Raw genomic sequence first — 20,586 nt, forward strand, 5'->3', positions numbered from 1 at the left:
AACAACCGATGCGCCGCTTTCTGTTTGCTTGCCTGACCCTGCCCGCCCTGCACGCCGCCATGGCGGCCGAGCCGCCCGTGCAAGGGGTGTGGCAGGGCACCGTGGGCAAGGCCAATATCGTGGCTTGCTTCAACCAGCCCAGCCCCACGCAAGGCGCGGACCGCAGCGGCAACTATTACTACACGCGCTACAAGACGCCGATCATGCTGTCCAAGCCGAACGGCAAGACGCTGTGGCAGGAACTCGACGCCAAGGGCGACACGACGGGCACCTGGTCCCTGAATGCGCCGCAAGACGGCAAAGTCACCGGCACCTGGGCGGACCCGAAAAGCGGCAAGACCCTTCCCCTGGCCCTGACCCTGCTGGAAGCGGCGGGCGACCGCGAGCACCCATCCTGCGCCAGCGATGCCTACAACCTGGCGCTGGAAGATTTTCCCAATACCAAGACGAGCAAGCCGATCACCTTCGAAGGCAAGCAATACCGCAACCTGCAAGTGGGCGACACCATCACCGTGGAATTGATCGCGCCCGGCGATGGCGTGACAAAAATCAATGCGCAGCTGCGCGCCGTGCTGGCAAAAAATAAAAAAGACCTGGCCGACTTCTATGCCACGCGCCGCGAATACCTGGGCCGCAACGGTTTCACGACGGAAGACGAAGTGTATGCGGAGCCGACCTACTGGTCGCCGCGCTGGGTAACGGTCAAGTTCTACCGCTGGGCGGCAGGCTATGGCGCCAGCGGCATCTCCATCAAATTCCGTACCTGGGACGTCAAAACGGGCCAGGAAACGGACGTGTGGAACTGGTTTGGCGCCAGCGCCAGCGATGGCGACGACAAGGCCGAATTGCCGGACCGCCTGCGCCAGGCCCTGTTCAAGGACGTGAAAATCGATGCCGAATGCAAGGGCACGGATTACGACGGCCGCGGCCGCTTCCACCTGTCCCTGAAGCCGGAAGGCGTGTCGTTCTGGGAAGACTCGAACGGCAGCGGCTGCGAAAACGACTTTTTACTGCCCTACAGCAAGGTCGGCCCCTTCCTCACCGTCAAGGGCCGCGCCGCGCTCAGCGATTTGCTGCCGAAGAACTAAGCAGCACCTCTGCCACCATCTCCGCCGTGGCGGCCGCCAGGGTCCAGCCCAGGTGGCCGTGGCCCGTGTTGTAGTACACGCCAGGCGCCTTGCCCGGCCCCACTTTCGGCAGCATGTCCGGGAGCATGGGGCGCAAACCCGCCCACGGGATCACCTTGCGCGTATTGACGCCCGGAAAACACTGCTCCACCCAGCGCACCAGCGGGCGGATGCGGTCGGCGCGGATGTCGTCATTGAAACCATTGAATTCCGCCGTGCCCGCCACTCTGAGCCGGTCTTCGCCCAGGCGGCTGCTGACCAGCTTGGTCGCGTCGTCGAGCAGGCTGACCTTCGGCGCCGCCGCGCGGCTGGCTGCGTCGTCGAGCTGCACGGTAATCGAATAGCCTTTCACGGGATACACATTCACGTGGTCGCCCAGCATTGCCGCCATGGCGCGGCTGGCCGTGCCTGCGCAGATGACGACGGCGTCGAACAGGGTGCTGTCCTCGCCCACGCTGATGCGCACCTTGCCGTGTTCGCGCGCCAGCGCGGTGACCTGTGCACCGTAGCGGCACGCCACGCCCAGGCGCAGGCAGGCGTCGGCCAGGCCGCTGGTGAACTTGTGGATGTCGCCCGTGGAATCGCTGTCCGTGTAGTAGCCGCCGTAAAAGTCGCCCTGCAAGGTCGGCTCGATGGCGCGCATTTCCTGCCGCGTGACGGCGCGCCGCTCCAGTCCGCCCTGTGCCAGCAAACGCGACACGCCCGCCGCCCGCTCGAAGCCGCGCTGGTCCCGGTAGACGTGCAGGATGCCGGCGCGGCGATGATCGAAATCAATATGCTCTTCCTGCGCCCAGGCAAACAAGTGTGCGCGCGCGGCGATCGCCAGGCGCGCCGTGGCGATGGTGTTGCGCTCGTAGGCGGGCATGGCGGCAAGGAATTGCGCAAACCAGCTCAGCTTGTGCCAGCTGGGCCATGGATGCAGCAGCAGGGGCGCATCGCGCCGCGCCATCCATTTCAGGGCGTTCAAGATCGTTGCCTTGTGGTTCCACACTTCCGCGTGCGAGGCCGACAATTGCCCGCCGTTCGCATACGACGTTTCCATGGCCGCGTAGCGGTGGCGCTCGATCAGGGTGACATTGACGCCCCGCTTCGCCAGCGCGTAAGCGGTGGTGACGCCCGTGATGCCGGCGCCCAGCACGGCCACCCGCGTCATGGTGGCGACACCTTGTGCACGACTGTGTCGCCCGCCTGCAGTACGCGGCCATCCTCGGCCAGCACGTCCATCCTGCGCACGGGCAAGCCTGAACCCCGCTGCAGCAAGGTCGAATGGGCCTCGCCCGCCGCGAACAATTGCGTCTCGCTCCACTGGCGCAAACCGACGACGACGGGAAACAGGGCCAGCCCCTTGGGCGTCAGCACGTATTCCTGGTAGGCCGTGCCGTCCGAAGCGGGCGCGACCGTAAAGATGCCCTCTTCCACCAAGGTGTGCAGGCGGTCGGCCAGGATGTTCTTCGCCACGCCCAGGCTTTTCTGGAACTCGCCGAACCGGCGCATGCCGTCGAAGGCGTCGCGCACGATCAGGAGCGACCAGCGCCCGCCGATCGCATCGAGCGCGCGCGCCACGGGACAGGGGTCGGTTTTCAGGCTCTTGCGCTTGGCCACGGGCATTCTCCAGGATTGAGTGGTTGCATTTTAAAACTTCCCGGCGTAGACTCCAACTGGTTTTAATTTGAAACTACTTACATACAGACCCATGCGCGATACGACGACTCCCCTCACCACCACACTTCCCCCCGCCCTCGTCTGGCTGTTTGCCACGGCGGCCGGCCTCAGCGTGGCCAATGTGTATTACGCCCAGCCCTTGCTCGCCACCCTGGCGCAGGAATTCGGCATGACGGAAGCGGCCAGCGGCATGGTCATCACGGCCACGCAGCTCGGCTGCGCGCTGGCCCTGCTGCTGCTGGTGCCCCTGGGCGACATGCTGAACCGGCGCCGGCTGACCCTGTTCCAGCTGGGCTTGCTGGCCATCTCCCTGGCGGCGCTGGGCTGCGCCCGCTCCACGGCCGCCTTGCTGGGCGGCATGCTCCTGGTCGGCTTGCTGGGGACGGCCATGACGCAGGGCTTGATCGCCTATGCGGCCAGCGCGGCGGCCAGCCACGAGCGGGGCCGCGTGGTCGGCACGGCGCAGGGCGGCGTGGTGATCGGCTTGCTGCTGGCGCGCACCCTGTCCGGCGTGGTGGCCGATGTGGCCGACTGGCGCGCCGTGTACTTTGTGTCGGCAGCCATCGCCTGCGCCCTGCTGTTGCTGCTGTGGCGCAAGCTGCCGCCGGCGCAGCCTGCCAGCGAACGGCTGGCCTACGGCGCCCTGCTTGCCTCGATGGCGGAGATGTTGATGCACAACAAGGTCTTGCGCGTGCGGGGCACGCTGGCCCTGCTGATGTTTGCCGTGTTCAATATTTTCTGGAGCGCCCTGGTGCTGCCCCTGACGGCGCAAGGCTACAGCCATGCGGCCATCGGCGCGTTTGGCCTGGTGGGCGTGGCGGGGGCGCTGGGCGCGGCGCGCGCCGGGACGCTGGCCGATAATGGCCGCGCGCAGTGGACGACGGGCGCAGCTCTGTTGCTGCTGCTGGCCGCGTGGCTGCCGCTCGGCTTTGCGGGCGCGGCCCTGTGGCCCTTGCTCGTCGGCATCATTGCGCTGGATCTGGCGGGCCAAGCCATCCACGTGACGAACCAGAGTCTGATTTTCAAGCAGGACAGCGACGCGCACAGCCGCCTGGTGGCGTGCTACATGCTGTTTTATGCGGTGGGAAGCGGACTCGGTGCGATTGCCGCCACCAGCGTGTATGCGCTGGCGGGCTGGCATGGGGTATGCGCGCTGGGCGCGGCGGTCAGCTTGCTCGCCCTGCTGTTCTGGCGGCTGACCTTGCCTGCTGAAAAAGCTTAGTTCAGCATGGCCGCGGTAGAACCATGGCGGTAGGTTTTCAAGGCGTCCGGCTGGATCTGGATCAGCGAACCGCTGACTTTAATCAAATGCAAGTCCGTCAACTGGTGCAGCACGCGCGACAGGGTGGCGGGCGCCAGGTTCAGGAACGATGCCAACAGACTTTTCTTCAAGTCCAGCTTGACCTCGTTCGAACGCTGCTGGTCCGAAGCTTGCAGCAGGTACTCGACCACGCGCTGGGTGGCGTTCTGCACGGAGCAGCGCTCCACGTTGCGGATAAAACCCATCAGGTGATGCGACAGGCTGTTCATCATCTGGCGCGCGATACGGGGCGACTGGTCCAGCAGGCGCAGCAGCGCATGCGGCGGAATGCGCAGCAGCAGGCAGTGCTCAAGCGCTTCGGCGCAGAACGGATACGGTTCATCGAGGAAAATCATGGCTTCGCCGAAACTCTGGCCCGGGCGGATCAGTTCCAGTACCTTGTCGGTACCTTCCATGGAAAACACGCTCAGCTTGACGAGGCCGAAGACCACCACATAGGCGCCTTCCGCCACTTCGCCCTTGCGGAACAGCACTTTGCCTTTTTCCACTTCGACGCGCACGACATCCTGGCGCAATTGCTCTAATTGCGAAGGGGAAATATGGCGAAACAGAGCCTGGCTCGATAGCAAGCCATCGACGTTGACCTTATGCATGACACTCTCTTATTAGATTAGCGAATGACTAAGAGTGTAATGTGCAGGCACGGTCAAGGCCATACGTCAAAGGAACTAGGGTTGTCTAGGCCGGAACGCCATGCAGATCAAACAATCGCGCATTCCTTGCGCACTATTTGCACTTTGTTTGATCTTTATTTGCTCAACTCACGCTCGACGGCATACACGGCGATCTGCACGCGGCTGCTGAGCTTAAGCTTTTTGAGGATGTTTTGCACGTGGATTTTCACCGTGCTTTCGGCCACATCGAGCTGGCGCGCGATTTCCTTGTTGCTCAATCCTTGCGCCAGGCAAGCCATGGCTTCGCGTTCGCGCGGCGTCAGCTTGTCATAGTCGGCCTGGGGCGCGTTCTGCCCCGCGCGGAACTGCGACACCAGCTTGGCCGTCATGGCGTCGGCAATCACGGACTCGCCGGCGGCGGCGCGGCAAATGGCCTGGCCCAGCTGCTCGGCTTCGATATTTTTCAGCAGGTAGCCGCGCGCGCCCGCGCGCAGGGCCGCGCCCAGGTCGGCCGCATTTTCCGACACGGTCAGCATCAGCACGACCATCTGCGGCAAGTCCTGCAAGATCAGCTGCAGCGCCTCGACGCCGGACACGCCGGGCATGTTCAAGTCCATCAGCACCACGTCGGGCCGCAGTTCGGCCGTCAGGCGCACGCCGTCCAGCCCGTTCGATGCCTCGCCCACCACCTGGAATTGAGGATTGCGCTGCAGCAGCAGCTTGACGCCGCTGCGCAGCAAGGTGTGGTCGTCGACCAGCAGGATTTTGATTGGTGCGTTCACTATGTTTGTGGCCTGATAGGGATAAGTCATCTGTTACGCGGCCTGGCGCCGGGCTGCCGGCAAGGCCAGCGAGATCGTCGTGCCGCCGCCGGGCGTGCTGTCGATGGCAAATTGCGCACCGAGCCGCTCGGCTCTTTCCTGCATGATACGCAAGCCGATCTGCAATTCCGTTTTCTTGTCGCGCAGGTTGGCGGCGAAGCCTTCGCCATCGTCGCGCACCTGCAGCGCGAAATCGCGCCCGTTGACCACGCGCAGCGCCACGTTGCTCGCCTGCGCGTGCTTGCGGATATTCGACAACGCTTCCTGCACGATGAACAGGATCTGCAGCTGTTGCTCGGGCGCCAGCGGCGCGCCATTGCCGCTCATGTCCAGGGTGCCGACGACGCCCGTCTGCAGCTCGAACTTGGCCAGCACTTCCGACAGCTTGCTTTCCAGGTCGCTGCCATGCCAGCGCGTGCGGAAATTGACCAGCAATTCGCGCACGTCCTGGTAGCTTTGCTCGACGCCCATGCGCATCAGCGGCAACACTTCGGCCGCTTCGTCGAGCTGGCCCCGGCGCACGGAATCGTCGAGCATCTGCACTTGCAGGCTGATGAAGTTGAGGCTTTGCGCGATGCTGTCGTGCAAGCCTTCGGCCAGCAGGCTGCGTTCGCGCGCCACGGCGAATTCCTTTTCGCGCGCGATCAGGCGCTGGTTTTCGATGGCGATGCCCAGGCTCTGGCCCAGCGTTTCCAGCCAGCCCTGCTGCTGCGCATGCACGGCTTGCGGGCGCGCAAAGTGCAGCGAAAAACTGCCCACCACCTGGTCGCGCGCGAGGATGGGGAAGACGGCGATGGCGATAAATCCTTCATCCTGGCAACGGTAACGCTGCAAGGCATCGACCTGGCGGAAATCGCGGATCTGGATCACGCCCTGCGCCACGGCCGCGCCGCACAGGCAATCGTTGTTGCGGATGCAGTGTTCCTCTTCCACCATGGCGTCGGAAATGCCCTCGTGCACGATGATGTGCACGGTATCGTGCTGCGGATCGAGGATGCGCACGGTGCCCCCTTCCGCCTGCGCGAATTGCATCACGTGGCGCAGGAAGCCGCGGCACAGCGCATCGATGGCGTGCTGTCCCGCCAGCAAGGTGGAAATCTCATGCAGGGTGGCCAGCTGGCGTTCCTGCGCGGCGCTCAGGCCCGACTCGGCTTGCGCCAGGCGGCGCTGGCGCCAGCGCGACGCTGGAAGTTGTTTGCGGGAAGATTGACTGCGCGGCGCATGCATGAAGAACTCGAATCTGAAAAGTAGTGCGCCCGGCAAGCGCTGCGGCCTGCCGGGCTGGTAAAGGTTACAAACGGATCTCGGTACCGAGCAGCTTGACGAACTGCGCCAGCCAGGCCGGATGCGCGGGCCACGCGGGCGCCGTGACGAACTGGCCATCCGTGACGGCGTCCGTGACGGCGATGTCGGCATACGTGCCGCCCGCCAGCTTCACTTCCGGCGCGCAGGCGGGATAGGCGGAAATGCGCTTGCCGCGGATGACGTCGGCGGCGGCCAGCAACTGCGCACCGTGGCAGACGGCCGCGACAGGCTTGCCCGCTTCGGCGAAATGGCGCACGGCGGCGATGACTTTCTCGTTCAGGCGCAGGTATTCGGGAGCGCGGCCGCCGGCGATCATCACGGCGTCATAGTGGGCCGGGTCGATGTCGTCGAAGCTGGCGTTCAGGGTGAACAAATGGCCCGGCTTTTCCGTGTAGGTCTGGTCGCCCTCGAAATCGTGGATGGCCGTCTTGATCGTCTCGCCGCTCTTCTTGCCGGGGCACACGGCATGCACGGTATGGCCGAGCATCAGCAGGGCCTGGAACGGCACCATCGTCTCATAATCTTCTGCAAAATCGCCGGTCAAAAACAGAATTTTCTTCGCTGCCATTTAGTTCTCCTATGAAAGATTGATCCCATATCCTTGCCTGCAGGACACACCGCAAGGCGTATCTTAGCGCGACTTGGCAACCATACTGGATATTTATCAAACTTTTGCGCCTTGATCGAGGATTTTACAGGCTGAGGCAGAATTTTTTACAGGCTGGCAGGTCAAACTCGGACGCCCCCACTCGAAAGCCTGGCCATGCACACCGCCACCAGCCCCCTTGCTGCGCCTGCCCTGATCCGCATCTTCGACCATTTTGCCGATGCGCAGCAGGCCCGCAGCGCCCTGCTCGACGATGGTTTCCCCGCGCACGCCGTGCAGCTCGACACGGTCGACGACGAGGCCGTCCCCACCGTCCCCATACAGGGCAAGGCCGCGTGGCGCGGCATGTTCCGCCTCGTCGTGGCCATCGGCAATGCGCAGGAACGGGAACGGGCGCACGCCATCGTGCAGGCGCATCACGGCTGCGATATCGACCAGCGCACGGCCAGCCACGCGGGCGGCTGGCGCGCAGGCGTCGCTACGCTCGCTGGCTGAGGCGCTCTCCCCCGCGCGGTCAAATTATGGCAAGATCAAGCTTCCTTCATTCCTCAGTGGAACTTGCCATGATTTTTGAAATTGCCCACATCCAGATCAAATCGGCCACGCACGCTGCCTTCGAAGCGGCCGTGACGAAAGCCATCCCCCTGTTCCAGCGCGCGCGCGGCTGCGAGTCGATGCGCCTGGAGCGCTCGATCGAAAACGGCGACGCCTACCGCCTCGTCGTGGGCTGGACGACGCTGGAAGACCACACCGTGCATTTCCGTGGCAGCGAGGACTTCCAGGCCTGGCGCGGCCTGGTGGGCGAATTCTTCGCCGCCCCGCCCCAGGTCGAGCACATGAACACGGTGGTGACCGGGTTTTAATATCGGCAGGCGGCACGGGCTGTAAATGTCCGGGCCGGCGCCTTAAACGGCAGGATGGTGAAACACTTGCCGCAAGTAGGCAAGGAAAGTTTCATCCTTGCACAGGGTCTTGCCCGGCGAATCCGACAGTTTCGCCACGGACTGGCCATTGCAGCGCACCAGTTTCATGACGATGTTGAGCGGCGTCAAACCGACATCGTTGGTGAGATTGGTGCCGATGCCGAAACCCGTCATGATGCGGTCGGCGAAGTGCTGGTACAGGGCAAACGCCTTGTCCAGGTCCAGGCCGTCGGAAAACACGAGGCGCTTGGTATTGGCGTCGATGCGCAGGGCCGCGTAGTGGGCCAGCGCCTTCTCGCCCCACTCGACGGGGTCGCCCGAATCGTGGCGCAAGCCGTCGAACAGCTTGGCGAAATACAGGTCGAAGTCGGCCAGGAAGGCGTCCATTCCCACCACGTCCGTCAGGGCGATACCCAGGTCGCCCCGGTATTCCTGCACCCAGTCTTCCAGTGCCGCCTTTTGAAAGTCGCGCAGGCGCACGCCAAACGACTGGAACGATTGCATGTATTCATGCGCCATGGTACCGATCGGCACGATGCCGAGCTTTTTCGCCAGGTATACATTCGACGTGCCCTTGAAATACTCGGGCACCTCGCGCGCCAGGCGCTGCACCACCTCGTCATGCCAGGCGCCGGAAAAGCGCCGGCGCACGCCGAAATCGGAAAATTCGAATGGATGCTTGCGCCTTGGCAGCTTGCCGAATTCCTTCACGGCCGCCACTTTCAAGCCCAGGCGGTGGCGCCCTTCGCGCATGGCCGCGTCCAGGTCGAAACGGCGGAAATACAGTTCGTTGATGATGTACAACACGAAAATCTCGAAGCCCATCACGTGCACTTGCGGCCCGGCCGCGTGCACGAGCAAGGTGTCGCCATCCGTGCTCACTTCGATGAACTTGCGCTGGAAGCGGAACACCGTCAAAAAGTCGACGAAATCGCTCTTCATGAAGCGCAGGGTGCGCAAATAGGCCAGCTCGTCGTCGGCAAACGACATCGAGCATAAATGGTCGAGCTGCTCTTCCAACTCACCCTTCAGTTCGGCCAGGGGAAAGGCCGTGGCGTTGCGGCAGACAAATTCGTATTCGGTATGGGTATTCGGATGACCGTGCAGCAATGCTTGCCACATTGTAAATTTATACAGATCGGTTTCCAGCAAACTGCGCACTATCGGGGTCATGTGTGTTTTCTCCAACTTCCTGAAGCCAGAATAGTACGCCACTGCAAGCATTTCAGCAGGACACAATCGACAATGGCTCAGGCAATCGCGTTCGCCTGCAGTTCGGGCAAGACGTCGGCGGAGGTGGCCAGCCGCGCGCCGCGCGCTTGCATGGCGGCCAGGAAGTCGCGCTGCTGTGCTTCAAAGCCCGTGACGGGGCTCATGCAGTCCGTCAGCAAGACCAGGCGCGCCAGCGCCTGCGGTCCCTGCTGCGCTTGCAGGTAGTCGGCGATGTGCTCCGTGCTGGCTTTCACGCAATGGCTGCCCGCTTCGCCGGTGACATAAATCTGCTGCGCCGGCAGCAAGGTATCGAGGAAGGCGCGGTTGAGCTGGGTGGCCGCATCCTGCGGATCGGGCACTTCCGCCATGACGGCCGAGTAATGCTCGGTCCATGGATTCGAACCCTTGCTCAGCTTGGCCACCACTTGCAGCCGCTCCACTTCCCACGCGTTGTAGGCGGCGCGCACGGCCGCGTGGACATTCTGCCCCCAGCTGCCGATCTCGCAATGCACGGGCCACACCATCAATTGATAGCGCCCCGCTTGCTGCAAGGCATCCAGATAAGCCAGCGCGCGCGGCAAGGCACCGCTGGCGGCGGGCAGGAACAGGCGGTCGCGCACCTGCTGCGCGCTGATCTGCGTAAATGGCGGCACGGCGCCGCCATCGCCCGTGCGCCAGAAGGCGGGGTGGGCGATGTCGTAACGGTGGTGCGCGTCGAGCGTGATACTGATCTGCGTCAAGCCGCCGCCCCCTTCGCGGATCAGTTGCGCCACGCGCAGCATATCCTGGTGGGCGCCGGGCACGGCCAGCGCCGGTGCGGCGTCTGGCGGCAGCCAGGCGGCAGGCAAGTCGCAAAAATCGTTTTGCGGATCGATGACGAGCAGGTGCAACTGGCGTTTCATGGCGGTCCTCTGGCGTGGCAATATTTCGCATGATACGGGCAACTGCGCCGGCGCGCCTGCACCGGCTACGCCCGGACTGTGCTCATTCGCAATAACTTGCGCCGAAACAAGCCACGCGACGCTTCAGGGGTGGAAGACATAGCGGCGCTGGCGCCGCTCGACCAGCTTGACGGCCACCTCGCCCGCTTCCGCCACGGCGTCCGCTTCCGTTGTAAACTGGTGGTCGGCCGACACCCGGCGCTTTTTCACCAGGTTGACCCGGTGCATGGGGTTGCGCGACGGGGCATAGATGGCGACGTAGGCGCCCCATAGCTTGCAGCCCCGCAAGGGTTCCGCCGTGTAATTCACCTCATAAAAATCAACATACTTTATCGGCACGATGTTCGCTCCAAAAATGACATGGCCGGACAGCTTGTCTCTACGGACTGACGCGGTAAAAAGGTAAAACCATGCGTTCACGCCTGCTCGGGATACCCGATGCGGCTTTGTTTTTATAACGCGGCACAGGAGAAAATGGATGAATGACTACCTCATCTTCATGCACGACGACACGGAAACACCGGTGGACGTCGCCACGCCGGCCTGGGAAGATTACTTCGCCATGCTCAGGGCCAGCGGCCGCTTCTGCGGCGGCAGTTCCATCGGTCCCGGTATCTGCGTGCACCGGTCCGGCCAGGCCAAACCGGTGACGCCACACTTGTCAGGTTATATACGTGTACAAGCTGAAAGTATAGACGATGCAAAAAAATTGTTAATCGGAAACCCCGTACTGAACGCAGGGGGGACGGTGGAAATTCGCGAGCTGCCGCGCGACTGACACGGCGTCGCCGGCCCCCTACTTTCCGGCCTCGGCCGCGGAATGCATGGACCACACGACGCTGAGGATTTTCCATTCGCCATCGCGCTTGACCATTTGCCACGCTTCCACGCCATAGTTGGACAATTTATTGCCGACGAGGAATTCGTAGTCGAAGTTGACCCACGCGACATGGCGGTCCTGGGTGATCTTGACGTTGTAGAATTTTTCTTCCGTGCGCTGGGGTTCGCGCTTGATGAAGTTGGCGAAACCGACATAGCCGGCCGCCCCGACGCCGTCGAAGTGGACGTCCGTCGTGTCGCGCATTTTCTTGATGAAATCGTCGTCGGCAGGCGAGGCGAACAGGATGTTCGTATGCAGCAGCAGCGACGACAGCAGCTTGACATCCTTGGCGATCAGGGCCGCCTGGAAGTCGGCGACGACTTTTTCGATGGCGCGGATATCTTCGGGCGTGGAAGCGTGGCGCCCCACGTGGGGCGGCGCCACGGGCGCAGTTTGCGCCAGCGCAATGCCTGCTGAAAACAAAGAACATCCGAACAATATTGCGCTTGCCAACTTGTGCATGAGGGACTTTCATGGCGAACCGCTCGCCGGGCCGGCACGGGGCGTGCCGCCGGCAAGCTTATGTCAACCATGGCAGATTGGCAATCCCCCTTTGGAACTAGAGGCGAGCCTGATTCAGGCAGCCAGGGCCTCGATCGAGGCGCGGCCCTTGGCGATCGCGCTGCTGACAGCTTCCTCGCCCATGGCCACGCCTTCGGCCTGCACGAACTCGATCTCGGTGATGCCGATGAAGCCCAGCGCCGTGCGCAGATAAGTGCTCAGGTAGTCATACGCGGCGCCGGGGCCTTCGCTGTAGACGCCGCCGCTGGCCGTGAAAATGACCGCTTTCTTGCCCGTGGCCAGGCCAACGGGGCCTGTCGCCGTGTACTGGAACGTGCGGCCCGCGCGCGCCACGTGGTCGATCCACGCCTTCAGGGTCGAGGGCACGGAAAAATTGTACATGGGCGCGGCCAGCACCAGCACGTCGGCCGCCAGCAATTCGTCGACCAGGGTATCGGACAATTGCACGGCCGCTGCCGCCTGCGCGCCGCGCTGGTCGGCCGGCGTGAAGAAGGCGCCCATCACCTCTTCCGTCAGATGCGGCACGGGCTGCGCCGCCAAGTCGCGTTCGACGACGCTGGCCCCTTGCGCGGCCAGTTTTGCGACGAATTCGCCGGACAATTGACGAGAAAGGGAACCGCTGTTGCGCACACTGCTATTAATGTATAAGACCTTGCTCATGAAGTGCTCCTGTGAAAACGGGTGACGGGAATGGCCGCATCGCAGCCCTTGCACACAGCATAGTTCGGGTCTACCATCGAGAAAACCGTGTAAATATAAATGATTAGCATCGAATTTCTAGATATGGAGTCAGCATGAGAGAACCGGGCCAGCCTTCGCTCGACCAGTTGCGCGTGTTTGTCGCCGTCATCGACGCGGGCGGTTTCGCCCACGCGGCGCGCCAGTTGCACCGCACGCAGTCGGTGATCAGCTACACCATCGCCAACCTGGAAGAACAACTGAACGTGGTGCTGCTCGACCGCGGCAAGCGCAAGCCCACCCTGACGGACGCGGGCAAGGCCCTGCTGGCCGACGCGCGCGCCGTGGCCCTGAAGGTCGACGGCATGCGCGCGCGTGCCAAGGCCTTGGCCGGCGGGCTGGAGGCGGAAGTGTCGGTGGTGGTCGACGTGATGTTTCCCACCTGCGTGCTGGTGCGCGTGCTCGAAGCGTTCCAGGCGCAGTTCCCCACCGTCGCCCTGCGCCTGCGCATCGAGGCGATGGGCGCCGTGGCGCAACTGGTGATGGATGGCAGCTGCCACATCGGCCTCGGTGGCTGGATGACGGCCACGGCCAGCGTCTTCGAGCGCCTGGCCGTGGGCCACGTGCGCCTGATTCCCGTGGCCGCGCCCAGCCACGCGCTGGCGCAGCTGGCCGGCCCGATCCCCTCCAACGTGGCGCGAGAACACGTGCAGCTGGTACTCAGCGACCGCAGCGTGCTGACGGAAGGCCAGGATTTCGGCGTGCTGGGATTGCGCAACTGGCGCCTGGGCGACCTCGGTTCCAAGCACGCGCTGCTGCGCGCGGGCCTGGGCTGGGGCAACATGCCCGAAGCGATGGTGCGCGACGACCTGGCGGAAGGCCGCCTGGTGCACCTGCCGCTGGCCGTCGACAATGGCGAGAATTACCCGATTTACCTGATCCAGCGCGCCGACACGCCGCCGGGCCAGGCGGGCAAGTGGCTGACGGAGCGGTTTGCGGAGCAGTTGCCGTTGCTGGCCCAAGTCTTCTAGAAGCGCGCGCGGGCGGGTATCATGCACGCATACATTGATCAGCATCAGAAGGAACCACATGGCCGGCATCGACGACTTCGTCAACAAACAAAAACCTGGCGCGCGCTTCGTCATCACGGCGCAGATGCTGCGCATGACGCCGCAGCAATTCGATTCGCTGGCGCAGGAATGGATGGAAGACGGCGGCCCCGGCTTCGACGTGGCCGGCATCCCGCACCGGGTGGTCGTCGACGGGCAGTTCTATATTGCCCGGCTCACCGTGCAGCGGCACGGCGAGCCGGCATAAGGCCTAATCGACGCCCAGCACGTGCAGGCGGCGCCGCAGGCGCGCCACTTCTTCCGACAAGTCGACCACCAGCGCGGCCAGTTCGGCGTTCGCGTCGAACACGGATTCGATTTCGTGCAGGCGGCGCGCGCGCACCAGGTCCAGGCTGGTGAAGCGCCAGGCCGTGAGTTGCCCCGCCGGCGGCCCATTTTGCAGCAGCACGCCCGTCTGCACGTGCTGCACCACCCAGTCCGGCTCCACGGCGCAGGCGCGCGCCAGTTCTTCCAGGCTCAGGGCACGGTCTTCGAGCAATTCGCCAATTACCTTGTTTGTCATGATTTACCCTCCCAGCTTCTGGCGCGGATTGAAAGCCATCTCGCGCGCCATGGTTGCATACAGTTCGCGCGCCTTGTCATCGTTCGCCGCCGGCAGCACCACTTCCAGCAGCAGATACAGGTCGCCCGGCTGGGCGGCGGGGATGCCGCGTCCCTTCAGGCGCAGCTTGCGCCCCGTCTGCGAATTGGGCGGCACGCTGACGGACACCGTGCCCGATGGCGTGGGCACGTCGATCTCGCCGCCCAGCGCCGCTTCCCACGGCGTGACGGGCACCGTCTCGAAGACGTCGCGCCCTTCCACCTTGTAGCGCGCATCGGGCCGGAAGCGGATTTCCAGGTACAGGTCGCCGGCGGGCGCGCCGCCGCTGCCCGGATTGCCCTGCCCCTTCATGCGCAGCTGCTGGCCTTCCGTGACGCCTTTCGGTATCGTCACCTCCAGCGTGCGTTCGCGCGTCACCACGTGGCCTTGCGCATCCGCCTCGGGCACGCGCATGACGATATGGCGCTTGGCGCCCTGGTAGCTGTCCTGCAAATCGATGGTGATGGCGGCGTGGCTGTCCTCGCCCTGCATCTGGAACGTGCTGTTGGCGCGGCGCCGCCCGCCCACGTGGGCGAACAGGTCGGCAAAGAAGTCGCTGTCGTCGGCGCCCGACGATTCGTAGCCCGCACCCCAGTCCGGCGGCGGTCGGAAAGGTTCTCCCTTGGGATGACCCTGCGCGCTGCGCCCCAGTTCATCGTAGGCGGCGCGCTTTTCCGCGTCACCCAGCACGCCGTAGGCTTCGTTGAGGGCCTTGGTGCGCTTGTCGGCGTCCGGCTCCTTGCTCACGTCGGGATGGTATTTGCGTACCAGCTTGCGGTACGCCTTCTTGATCTCGGCCTCGGTCGCCGTCTTTTCGACGCCAAGTTCCTTGTAATAATCCTTGTATTCCACCGTGCCTGCTCCCCATGGTTGAAGTGCCTATGGGAAGAGTACACGAATTGGCCGAAGGACAGCGGACGCACAAACCAAACCGCCCGCGGGACACGGGTCGCGCGGGCGGTGCAAGGGCAGCGGAAAAGGTCTAGCGCACGCGGCGCAGCGAGGAAATGCGGCGATCCAGGCCATGGTGCAGGCGGCCGTAGCTGCCAGGCCCCATCACCACGCAGCGGCCGCGGAAGTTGGCGTCGACGCAGAATTCCCAGCGGCCGTAATTGACGACGATCGATTCGGCGCGGTCGTTGAAGCCATAGCGGCTCAAGTCGCGCACTTCGCGGTCCAGGCGCACGGGCCGGCCGCGCATGCCCGCATCGGGGAACATCAGCACGGCGCCATTCATGTCGGGACGGTGGCCGCCGCCATGGCCGTGGCCAGGGTATGGGCGTTCCGGCTCCGGATACGGGCGGTTCGGCCGCGGCGGGTAGGGACGGTGATCGCCGCCGCCATGGCCCGGCCGGCCCACTTCGCGCACGGAGGAAACGGCGTCGTTCATGCCCGGCATGGTGTCGTAGCGGCCCGGCCCCAGAGTGCGGCAGTTGCCCCGGTAATTGGCGTCCTTGCACACTTCCCAGGTGCCCGAGCGCACGATGATGCTGGAGGTCTTGTCGTTAAAGCCCATGCGCGACAGGTCGCCCGTATCGGAACGCAGGGTGACCGGGCGGCCGCGGAAACCGGCATCCTCGAACAGGGTGATTTCGCCCGCCGATGCGGCAAGGGGGGCGAGGAAGGTGGCGGCGCACAGCAGCGCGGGCCGGAAAGATCGAACCATGACAACTCCAATACTGAGACATTTTCGCCAGTGTAGTCCAGGCGGCAGGCGGCGAGTGTAACAAAGGGCAAGCAAATGTCAGCACACGGCAGGGAATGTAAAAACCGCCTGGCGGGATCAACCCGGCAGGCGGCCTGTCAGTACCGCGTCAAGACGCGATCAGCGCACGCGGCGCAGCGAGGAAATCTGGTTTTCCATGCTGTTCAGGCGGCCGTATTCTCCCGGCCCGATCACTTCGCAGCGGCCGCGGAAGTTCGAATCGCTGCACACTTCCCACTGGCCCTCATTGACGACGATGGACGAGGCGCGGTCGTTGAAGTTGTAGCGCACCAGGTCTTCCGCATTGCGGTCCAGCGCCAGCGGTTCGCCGCGCATGCCCGCTTCGGGGAACAGCAGGACGGCGCCGCGCTGCTGGTACTGCTGTTGCGGATACTGCTGCTCGTATTGCGGCCGCTGGTACTGCTGTTCATACTGCTGCTGGCGGCGCGCTTCGCGCTCGTCCACCATGCGCGCCGACGACACGCGCCCATCGAGGCCGCGCCCCAGGTCGTCGTGGCGGCCGGGGCCGAAGATGCGGCACACGCCGTTGTAGTTCGAATCGCTGCACAGCTGCCAATAGCCGTTGTAGATGACGATGCTCGTGGTGCGGTCGTTGAAGCCGATACTGACGAAATCGTCCGTATCGCGGTTCAGGCGCGCCGAGCCGCCATTCTGCCCCGCGCCCGAATACACTTCCAGGGTGCCGCCACGGCCATAGCCGCCATGGCCGCGGTCCGGATCGCGCCCGGGGCGTCCCGGATTGTAGCCGTCGCCGCGCCCCGATTCGCGCACCGAACTGATGGCGTCGTTCATGCCCGGCATCGAGCGGTACTCGCCCGGCCCCAGGGTCTTGCAATTGCCGCGGAAGCCGGCATCGGTACACACGTCCCAGGTCCCTGAACGCACCAGGATGCTCGATGTCTTGTCGTTGAAGCCAAAGCGCGACAAATCGTCCGTCGTCTCGCGCAGGTTCACGGCGCGGCCCCGGAAATTATCATCCTCGAACAAGGTGATATCGCCCGCATGGGCGGTTGCATGCGCCCCCAGCGAGAGCAGCAAGGTCGCCGCGCATGCCAGCGCGTGTTTGAAAGGGCCCGTCATGATTAACTCCATTCTTCATTCTTTGGTGATGATTCGCCTGGCCAAAACGCCAGGGTGTTAGTGTAACAAATACAAGGCCTCGGCGAAGGCCCGGTCGCGCATTCAATACAGGCGGCGCAGCGAGGAAATGCGCTTTTCCAGCGTCGCGCCCAGGGTTTCATACTTGCCCGGTCCCATGCGCTCGCAGGTGCCGCCGAACTGCGAGTCCGTGCACACTTCCCAGGTGCCTTCGTGGATGGTCATGGAGGCGGCCTGGTCGTTGAAGTTCAGGCGCACCAGGTCGCTGACGTCGCGGTTCACCTGCAGCCCGGGTCCATTCAGGAACGCGCGGCCGTACAGCACCACCAGTCCCTCGTTATTCTGCGGACGGTTCTCTTCGCGCGGATCGACAAGGCGCGCCGACGACACGCGCCCGCTCAGGCTACCCAAGTCATCGTGGCTGCCAGGCCCGAACACGCGGCAGCTGCCGCGGTAGTTGGAATCGCTGCACAGCTGCCAGTAGCCATATTCGATGCGCGCGCTGCTGGCGCGGTCGTTGAAGCGGATGTCGACCAGGTCGTCGCGGTCCGCGTTGATGCCGGCAGACGCGCCGCGCTGGCCGCCGTCCGCATACAGTTCCAGCGCCGCGCGGCGGCCGCCGCTGCCGCTGCCGCCGACTTCGCGCACGGATGAAATCTTGTCGTTCATGCCCGGCATCGAGCGGTAGTCGCCGCGCTCCAGCGTCTTGCAATCGCCCTTGAAATCGGAATTCGTGCACACTTCCCAGCTGCCCGACTCGACCTGGATGCTCGACGCGGCGTCATTGAAATTGACGCGCGACAGGTCATCGGTCGTATCGCGCAAGACCACCACCCTGCCCTTGAAATTATCGTCGGTGTACAGGCGGATCTCGCCGGCCTGCGCCGCGAGGTGGACAAACAGCGAACTGGCGCACAGCAGGGCAAAAGCGAACGGGCGATTCATGGGGCGGTCTCCGGTGGCGGCAAAGGCAAGTGATCGACATGACAACTGATGTCAGTGTAGCCATCCGTAGAAAAAACGGTGTAACAAAGTATGAGAAAAGGACAACAAATTGTTACCAAAAGCAATAACCGGCCCTGCGGGAGCCGGTTATTGCCATTTCGCTGACGCGCTGCCCCGCGTCAGCGCACTTCGCGCACCGACGAGATGCGGTTGCTCAGGCGCTCCAGGCTCGCGTATTCACCGGGTTCCAGGGTGCGGCAGCGGCCGCGGAAATCCACGTCCTCGCACACTTCCCAATAGCCGGAACGCACGCGCACGCTTTGCACCGTGTCGTTGAAATCACGCTCGCGCAAATCGGCCGAGGCATTGCGCACGGTCAAGCTGCGGCCGGCGAAATCATCGCGCGTATAGAAGGTCAGTTCGCCGCCCAGCGAGCGCCCCGGCAAATGGCCGCGCTCGCGGTCGCGGTCACGGCGGCCGTCCCAGTCGCGCCCCCGGTCGCGGTCGCGGCCCGGATAACCATCCCAGCCGCCGCGCACTTCGCGCAGCGAGGTGATCTTGTTGGCATGGCCGTCCAGCGATGGATACTCGCCCGCCTCGAGCAGGAAGCAGGCGCCGCGGAAATCGGCTTCCTCGCACGCTTCCCAGCGGCCCGAGCGCACGCGGATGCTTTGCGTCGTGTCGTTGAAACGGACCTCTTCCAGGTCGGCGACGGCGTCGCGCACGGTGTGCGAGCGGCCGTGATAATCGTCGCGCGAATACAGCGTCAGTTCGCCGGCGCCGGCCAGTTCGGCCGTCATGGCGGCGCCCAGCAGCAGGGCGCAGTTCAAAGCTTTCTTCAACATGGTCTTACTCCATAGTCAGGGTACTGCGGTTGACTATTTGGTCATTTTGCCAAATAGAGCGCGCAGTCTATCCGCGACTGGCCCACTTAGCTGTAACAAATGATTACCGTGCCCGGGCGCCAGGGATGCCACGGCGGACAAGCACGGTGAATGCCGGTAGAATCTTGTGTTTAGTCAAGCTTGCCGACCATGCCGCACACTACCTCGTTCACCCTGCCCGCCGTCCGTACTGAAATTTCTTCGCTGTGGAAGCTGGCGTGGCCCATCCTGATCGGCCAGCTGGCCACCGTCGGCATGGGCGCGGCCGACGTGGCGATGACGGGCCATACGAATCCCGAGGAACTGGCCGCCGTCTCCCTGGGCGCGGCCATCTGGTCCATCGTACTCGTCACCGTGAGCGGCATCATGATGGCGATCAATACGCTGGTGGCGCATGAAATCGGCGCCGCGCGCCACGACCGGGTGCCGCACATCGTGCGCCAGTCGCTGTGGAAGGCGCTGCTCGTGGGCCTCGTGGCTTGCCTGCTGACGAACATGGCGGCGCTGGTATTCGACCACCTGATGCTCGAACCCCATGTCGCGGCCAAGGCCAAGCTGTTCGTGCACATCATCAGCTGCGCGCTGCCGCCGTTCGCCGCCTACCGCGCGCTGTACGGCTACAGCACCAGCATCAACCAGACCAAGCCCGTGATGGTCATCGCGCTGGCCGCGCTGGGCCTCAATATCCTCGTCAACTACCTGCTGATCTACGGCCACTGGGGCATGCCGAAGATGGGCGGCGTGGGCTGCGCCGTGGCCACCACCTGCTGCGTGTGGATGATGTTGCTGGCCATGCTGGCCTGGATCAAGATCGCGCCCGCCTACCGCGCCACGTACCCGTTCACGCACTGGGAAGGGCCGCAGCTGTCGTCCATCGGCCCCATGCTGCGCCTGGGCCTGCCCATCGGCGTGACCTACTTTGCCGAAGTGAGCGCGTTTGGCGTCATCAGCCTGCTGGTGGCGCGCTTCGGCGTGATCCAGGTGTCCGCGCACCAGATCGCCCTGAATTTCTCGTCCGTCGTCTTCATGGTGCCGCTCACGTTCGGCATCGCGCTGGTCACGCGCGTGGGCCACGCCGTGGGCGAAGCCAATCTGCGCCGCGCGCGCTTCATTTCGTGGGTGGGCGTGGCCATGTCGCTGACGGCGGCCATCGTCTCGGCCACCGTCATCACCGTGTTCCGCCACCAGATCGCGCAAGCCTACACGTCCGACCCGCAAGTGCAGGCCCTGTGCGCGCAGCTGCTGCTGTTCGCCGCCCTGTTCCAGCTGTCCGACGCGACGCAGGTGGCCACGTCCTGCGCCATCCGCGGCTACAAGGTGACGCGCCAGCCGATGCTGATCCAGCTGCTGGCCTTCTGGGGCTTCTCGCTGCCGATCGGCTACGTGCTGGGCCTCGCGCCAGCCGGCTTCCCCTGGTCGCCGGCCGAGCCGATGGGCGCCGCCGGTTTCTGGATCGGCCTCGTCACGGGTTTGACGGTCGCCGCCGTGCTGCTGACCTGGTACTTGAACCGGCTGTCGCTGCAGCGCCTGCGCGCGGCGCATTGAAACAATGCATGGAACAAAGGGCGGCACGCAATTTATGCATGCCGCCCTCCCTGCTTCGCCATACA

The 20,586-nt window shown here is 64.1% G+C and carries 25 protein-coding genes; 8 read left to right on the forward strand and 17 right to left on the reverse strand.

Features of this window, described 5'->3' with window-relative positions:
- The first annotated feature begins 8 nt into the window (after window positions 1-8).
- Entirely contained in the window at window positions 9-1,088 is a 1,080-nt protein-coding gene (locus tag O3301_RS15770; RefSeq protein ID WP_305056830.1) for a hypothetical protein, read from the forward strand.
- Here the strand turns inward: O3301_RS15770 and O3301_RS15775 are convergent.
- Entirely contained in the window at window positions 1,063-2,280 is a 1,218-nt protein-coding gene (locus O3301_RS15775; RefSeq protein ID WP_305056831.1) for a D-amino acid dehydrogenase, read from the reverse strand. The genes O3301_RS15770 and O3301_RS15775 overlap by 26 nt on opposite strands.
- The gene (locus O3301_RS15780; RefSeq protein ID WP_305056832.1) at window positions 2,277-2,729 is read right to left on the reverse strand and encodes a helix-turn-helix domain-containing protein; all 453 of its coding nucleotides are present in this window, start codon (window positions 2,727-2,729) and stop codon (window positions 2,277-2,279) included. The genes O3301_RS15775 and O3301_RS15780 overlap by 4 nt, the downstream gene beginning before the upstream one ends.
- 91 nt (window positions 2,730-2,820) lie before the next feature.
- Between O3301_RS15780 and O3301_RS15785 the strand changes: the two genes are divergently transcribed.
- Complete coding sequence (locus O3301_RS15785; RefSeq protein ID WP_305056833.1) at window positions 2,821-4,011, forward strand: MFS transporter; 1,191 nt, start codon at window positions 2,821-2,823, stop codon at window positions 4,009-4,011.
- On the opposite strand, the gene O3301_RS15790 is transcribed toward O3301_RS15785, so the two are convergent.
- The 4 genes from O3301_RS15790 to O3301_RS15805 all read right to left on the reverse strand — a co-directional run bounded on the left by O3301_RS15790 (window position 4,008) and on the right by O3301_RS15805 (window position 7,418).
- Window positions 4,008-4,703, reverse strand: a complete 696-nt coding sequence (locus O3301_RS15790) for a Crp/Fnr family transcriptional regulator (RefSeq protein WP_034781930.1) — start codon at window positions 4,701-4,703, stop codon at window positions 4,008-4,010. The genes O3301_RS15785 and O3301_RS15790 overlap by 4 nt on opposite strands.
- Window positions 4,704-4,858: 155 nt before the next feature.
- Window positions 4,859-5,536 (reverse strand): response regulator, encoded by a 678-nt coding sequence (locus tag O3301_RS15795; protein ID WP_170846465.1) that lies wholly within the window; start codon window positions 5,534-5,536, stop codon window positions 4,859-4,861.
- 3 nt (window positions 5,537-5,539) lie between these two features.
- Window positions 5,540-6,772: a GAF domain-containing protein gene (locus tag O3301_RS15800; protein ID WP_099665170.1), complete on the reverse strand. Its 1,233-nt coding sequence runs from the start codon at window positions 6,770-6,772 to the stop codon at window positions 5,540-5,542.
- A gap of 64 nt (window positions 6,773-6,836) precedes the next feature.
- Window positions 6,837-7,418 carry a DJ-1/PfpI family protein gene (locus tag O3301_RS15805; RefSeq protein ID WP_230522406.1) on the reverse strand — a complete coding sequence of 194 codons (582 nt, stop codon included), beginning with the start codon at window positions 7,416-7,418 and terminating at the stop codon, window positions 6,837-6,839.
- 195 nt (window positions 7,419-7,613) lie between these two features.
- On the opposite strand from O3301_RS15805, the gene O3301_RS15810 reads away from it, so the two are divergent.
- Window positions 7,614-7,952 (forward strand): hypothetical protein, encoded by a 339-nt coding sequence (locus O3301_RS15810; protein ID WP_305056834.1) that lies wholly within the window; start codon window positions 7,614-7,616, stop codon window positions 7,950-7,952.
- A gap of 68 nt (window positions 7,953-8,020) precedes the next feature.
- On the forward strand, window positions 8,021-8,320 hold the full coding sequence (locus tag O3301_RS15815) for an antibiotic biosynthesis monooxygenase (RefSeq protein ID WP_099665173.1): 300 nt from the start codon (window positions 8,021-8,023) through the stop codon (window positions 8,318-8,320).
- Between the two features lie 42 nt (window positions 8,321-8,362).
- Here the strand turns inward: O3301_RS15815 and pncB are convergent, their stop codons facing one another.
- The 3 genes from pncB to O3301_RS15830 form a co-directional block, all read right to left on the reverse strand.
- Entirely contained in the window at window positions 8,363-9,553 is a 1,191-nt protein-coding gene (gene pncB / locus O3301_RS15820) for a nicotinate phosphoribosyltransferase (protein ID WP_099665174.1), read from the reverse strand.
- Between the two features lie 77 nt (window positions 9,554-9,630).
- Complete coding sequence (locus tag O3301_RS15825) at window positions 9,631-10,494, reverse strand: cysteine hydrolase (RefSeq protein WP_305056835.1); 864 nt, start codon at window positions 10,492-10,494, stop codon at window positions 9,631-9,633.
- A 123-nt stretch (window positions 10,495-10,617) separates the two neighbouring features.
- Complete coding sequence (locus tag O3301_RS15830; protein ID WP_099665176.1) at window positions 10,618-10,872, reverse strand: hypothetical protein; 255 nt, start codon at window positions 10,870-10,872, stop codon at window positions 10,618-10,620.
- A 139-nt stretch (window positions 10,873-11,011) separates the two neighbouring features.
- Here O3301_RS15830 and O3301_RS15835 point away from each other — a divergent pair, with 139 nt between their 5' ends.
- Window positions 11,012-11,311, forward strand: coding sequence for a hypothetical protein (locus O3301_RS15835; protein ID WP_099665177.1), 300 nt, complete (start codon window positions 11,012-11,014; stop codon window positions 11,309-11,311).
- A gap of 18 nt (window positions 11,312-11,329) precedes the next feature.
- Here the strand turns inward: O3301_RS15835 and O3301_RS15840 are convergent, their stop codons facing one another.
- Together O3301_RS15840 and O3301_RS15845 are read right to left on the reverse strand one after the other, a co-directional pair.
- Complete coding sequence (locus O3301_RS15840) at window positions 11,330-11,836, reverse strand: nuclear transport factor 2 family protein (protein ID WP_289906236.1); 507 nt, start codon at window positions 11,834-11,836, stop codon at window positions 11,330-11,332.
- Window positions 11,837-11,989: 153 nt separating this feature from the next.
- Window positions 11,990-12,595, reverse strand: coding sequence for an FMN-dependent NADH-azoreductase (locus O3301_RS15845; protein WP_305056836.1), 606 nt, complete (start codon window positions 12,593-12,595; stop codon window positions 11,990-11,992).
- A gap of 134 nt (window positions 12,596-12,729) precedes the next feature.
- On the opposite strand from O3301_RS15845, the gene O3301_RS15850 reads away from it, so the two are divergent.
- Both O3301_RS15850 and O3301_RS15855 read left to right on the forward strand, forming a co-directional pair.
- Window positions 12,730-13,644: a LysR family transcriptional regulator gene (locus O3301_RS15850; RefSeq protein WP_305056837.1), complete on the forward strand. Its 915-nt coding sequence runs from the start codon at window positions 12,730-12,732 to the stop codon at window positions 13,642-13,644.
- A gap of 58 nt (window positions 13,645-13,702) precedes the next feature.
- Window positions 13,703-13,930 (forward strand): hypothetical protein, encoded by a 228-nt coding sequence (locus O3301_RS15855; protein WP_099665181.1) that lies wholly within the window; start codon window positions 13,703-13,705, stop codon window positions 13,928-13,930.
- 3 nt (window positions 13,931-13,933) lie between these two features.
- Here the strand turns inward: O3301_RS15855 and O3301_RS15860 are convergent, their stop codons facing one another.
- The 6 genes from O3301_RS15860 to O3301_RS15885 all read right to left on the reverse strand — a co-directional run bounded on the left by O3301_RS15860 (window position 13,934) and on the right by O3301_RS15885 (window position 18,937).
- Window positions 13,934-14,245: a MerR family transcriptional regulator gene (locus tag O3301_RS15860; RefSeq protein ID WP_099665182.1), complete on the reverse strand. Its 312-nt coding sequence runs from the start codon at window positions 14,243-14,245 to the stop codon at window positions 13,934-13,936.
- Window positions 14,246-14,248: 3 nt separating this feature from the next.
- Entirely contained in the window at window positions 14,249-15,175 is a 927-nt protein-coding gene (locus O3301_RS15865; RefSeq protein WP_305056838.1) for a DnaJ C-terminal domain-containing protein, read from the reverse strand.
- Between the two features lie 130 nt (window positions 15,176-15,305).
- Window positions 15,306-15,989 (reverse strand): beta/gamma crystallin-related protein, encoded by a 684-nt coding sequence (locus O3301_RS15870; protein ID WP_289906239.1) that lies wholly within the window; start codon window positions 15,987-15,989, stop codon window positions 15,306-15,308.
- A gap of 159 nt (window positions 15,990-16,148) precedes the next feature.
- Complete coding sequence (locus O3301_RS15875) at window positions 16,149-17,129, reverse strand: beta/gamma crystallin-related protein (RefSeq protein WP_305056839.1); 981 nt, start codon at window positions 17,127-17,129, stop codon at window positions 16,149-16,151.
- Between the two features lie 102 nt (window positions 17,130-17,231).
- Entirely contained in the window at window positions 17,232-18,092 is an 861-nt protein-coding gene (locus tag O3301_RS15880; protein WP_305056840.1) for a beta/gamma crystallin-related protein, read from the reverse strand.
- 179 nt (window positions 18,093-18,271) lie between these two features.
- Window positions 18,272-18,937: a beta/gamma crystallin family protein gene (locus O3301_RS15885; protein ID WP_099665187.1), complete on the reverse strand. Its 666-nt coding sequence runs from the start codon at window positions 18,935-18,937 to the stop codon at window positions 18,272-18,274.
- A 189-nt stretch (window positions 18,938-19,126) separates the two neighbouring features.
- Here O3301_RS15885 and O3301_RS15890 point away from each other — a divergent pair, with 189 nt between their 5' ends.
- On the forward strand, window positions 19,127-20,521 hold the full coding sequence (locus O3301_RS15890) for an MATE family efflux transporter (protein ID WP_305056841.1): 1,395 nt from the start codon (window positions 19,127-19,129) through the stop codon (window positions 20,519-20,521).
- Window positions 20,522-20,586: the final 65 nt, after the last annotated feature.

Origin of the sequence: Janthinobacterium sp. SUN211 (assembly GCF_030587315.1) — a bacterium.
In the GTDB taxonomy this organism is placed as follows: Bacteria; Pseudomonadota; Gammaproteobacteria; order Burkholderiales; family Burkholderiaceae_D; genus Janthinobacterium; species Janthinobacterium kumbetense.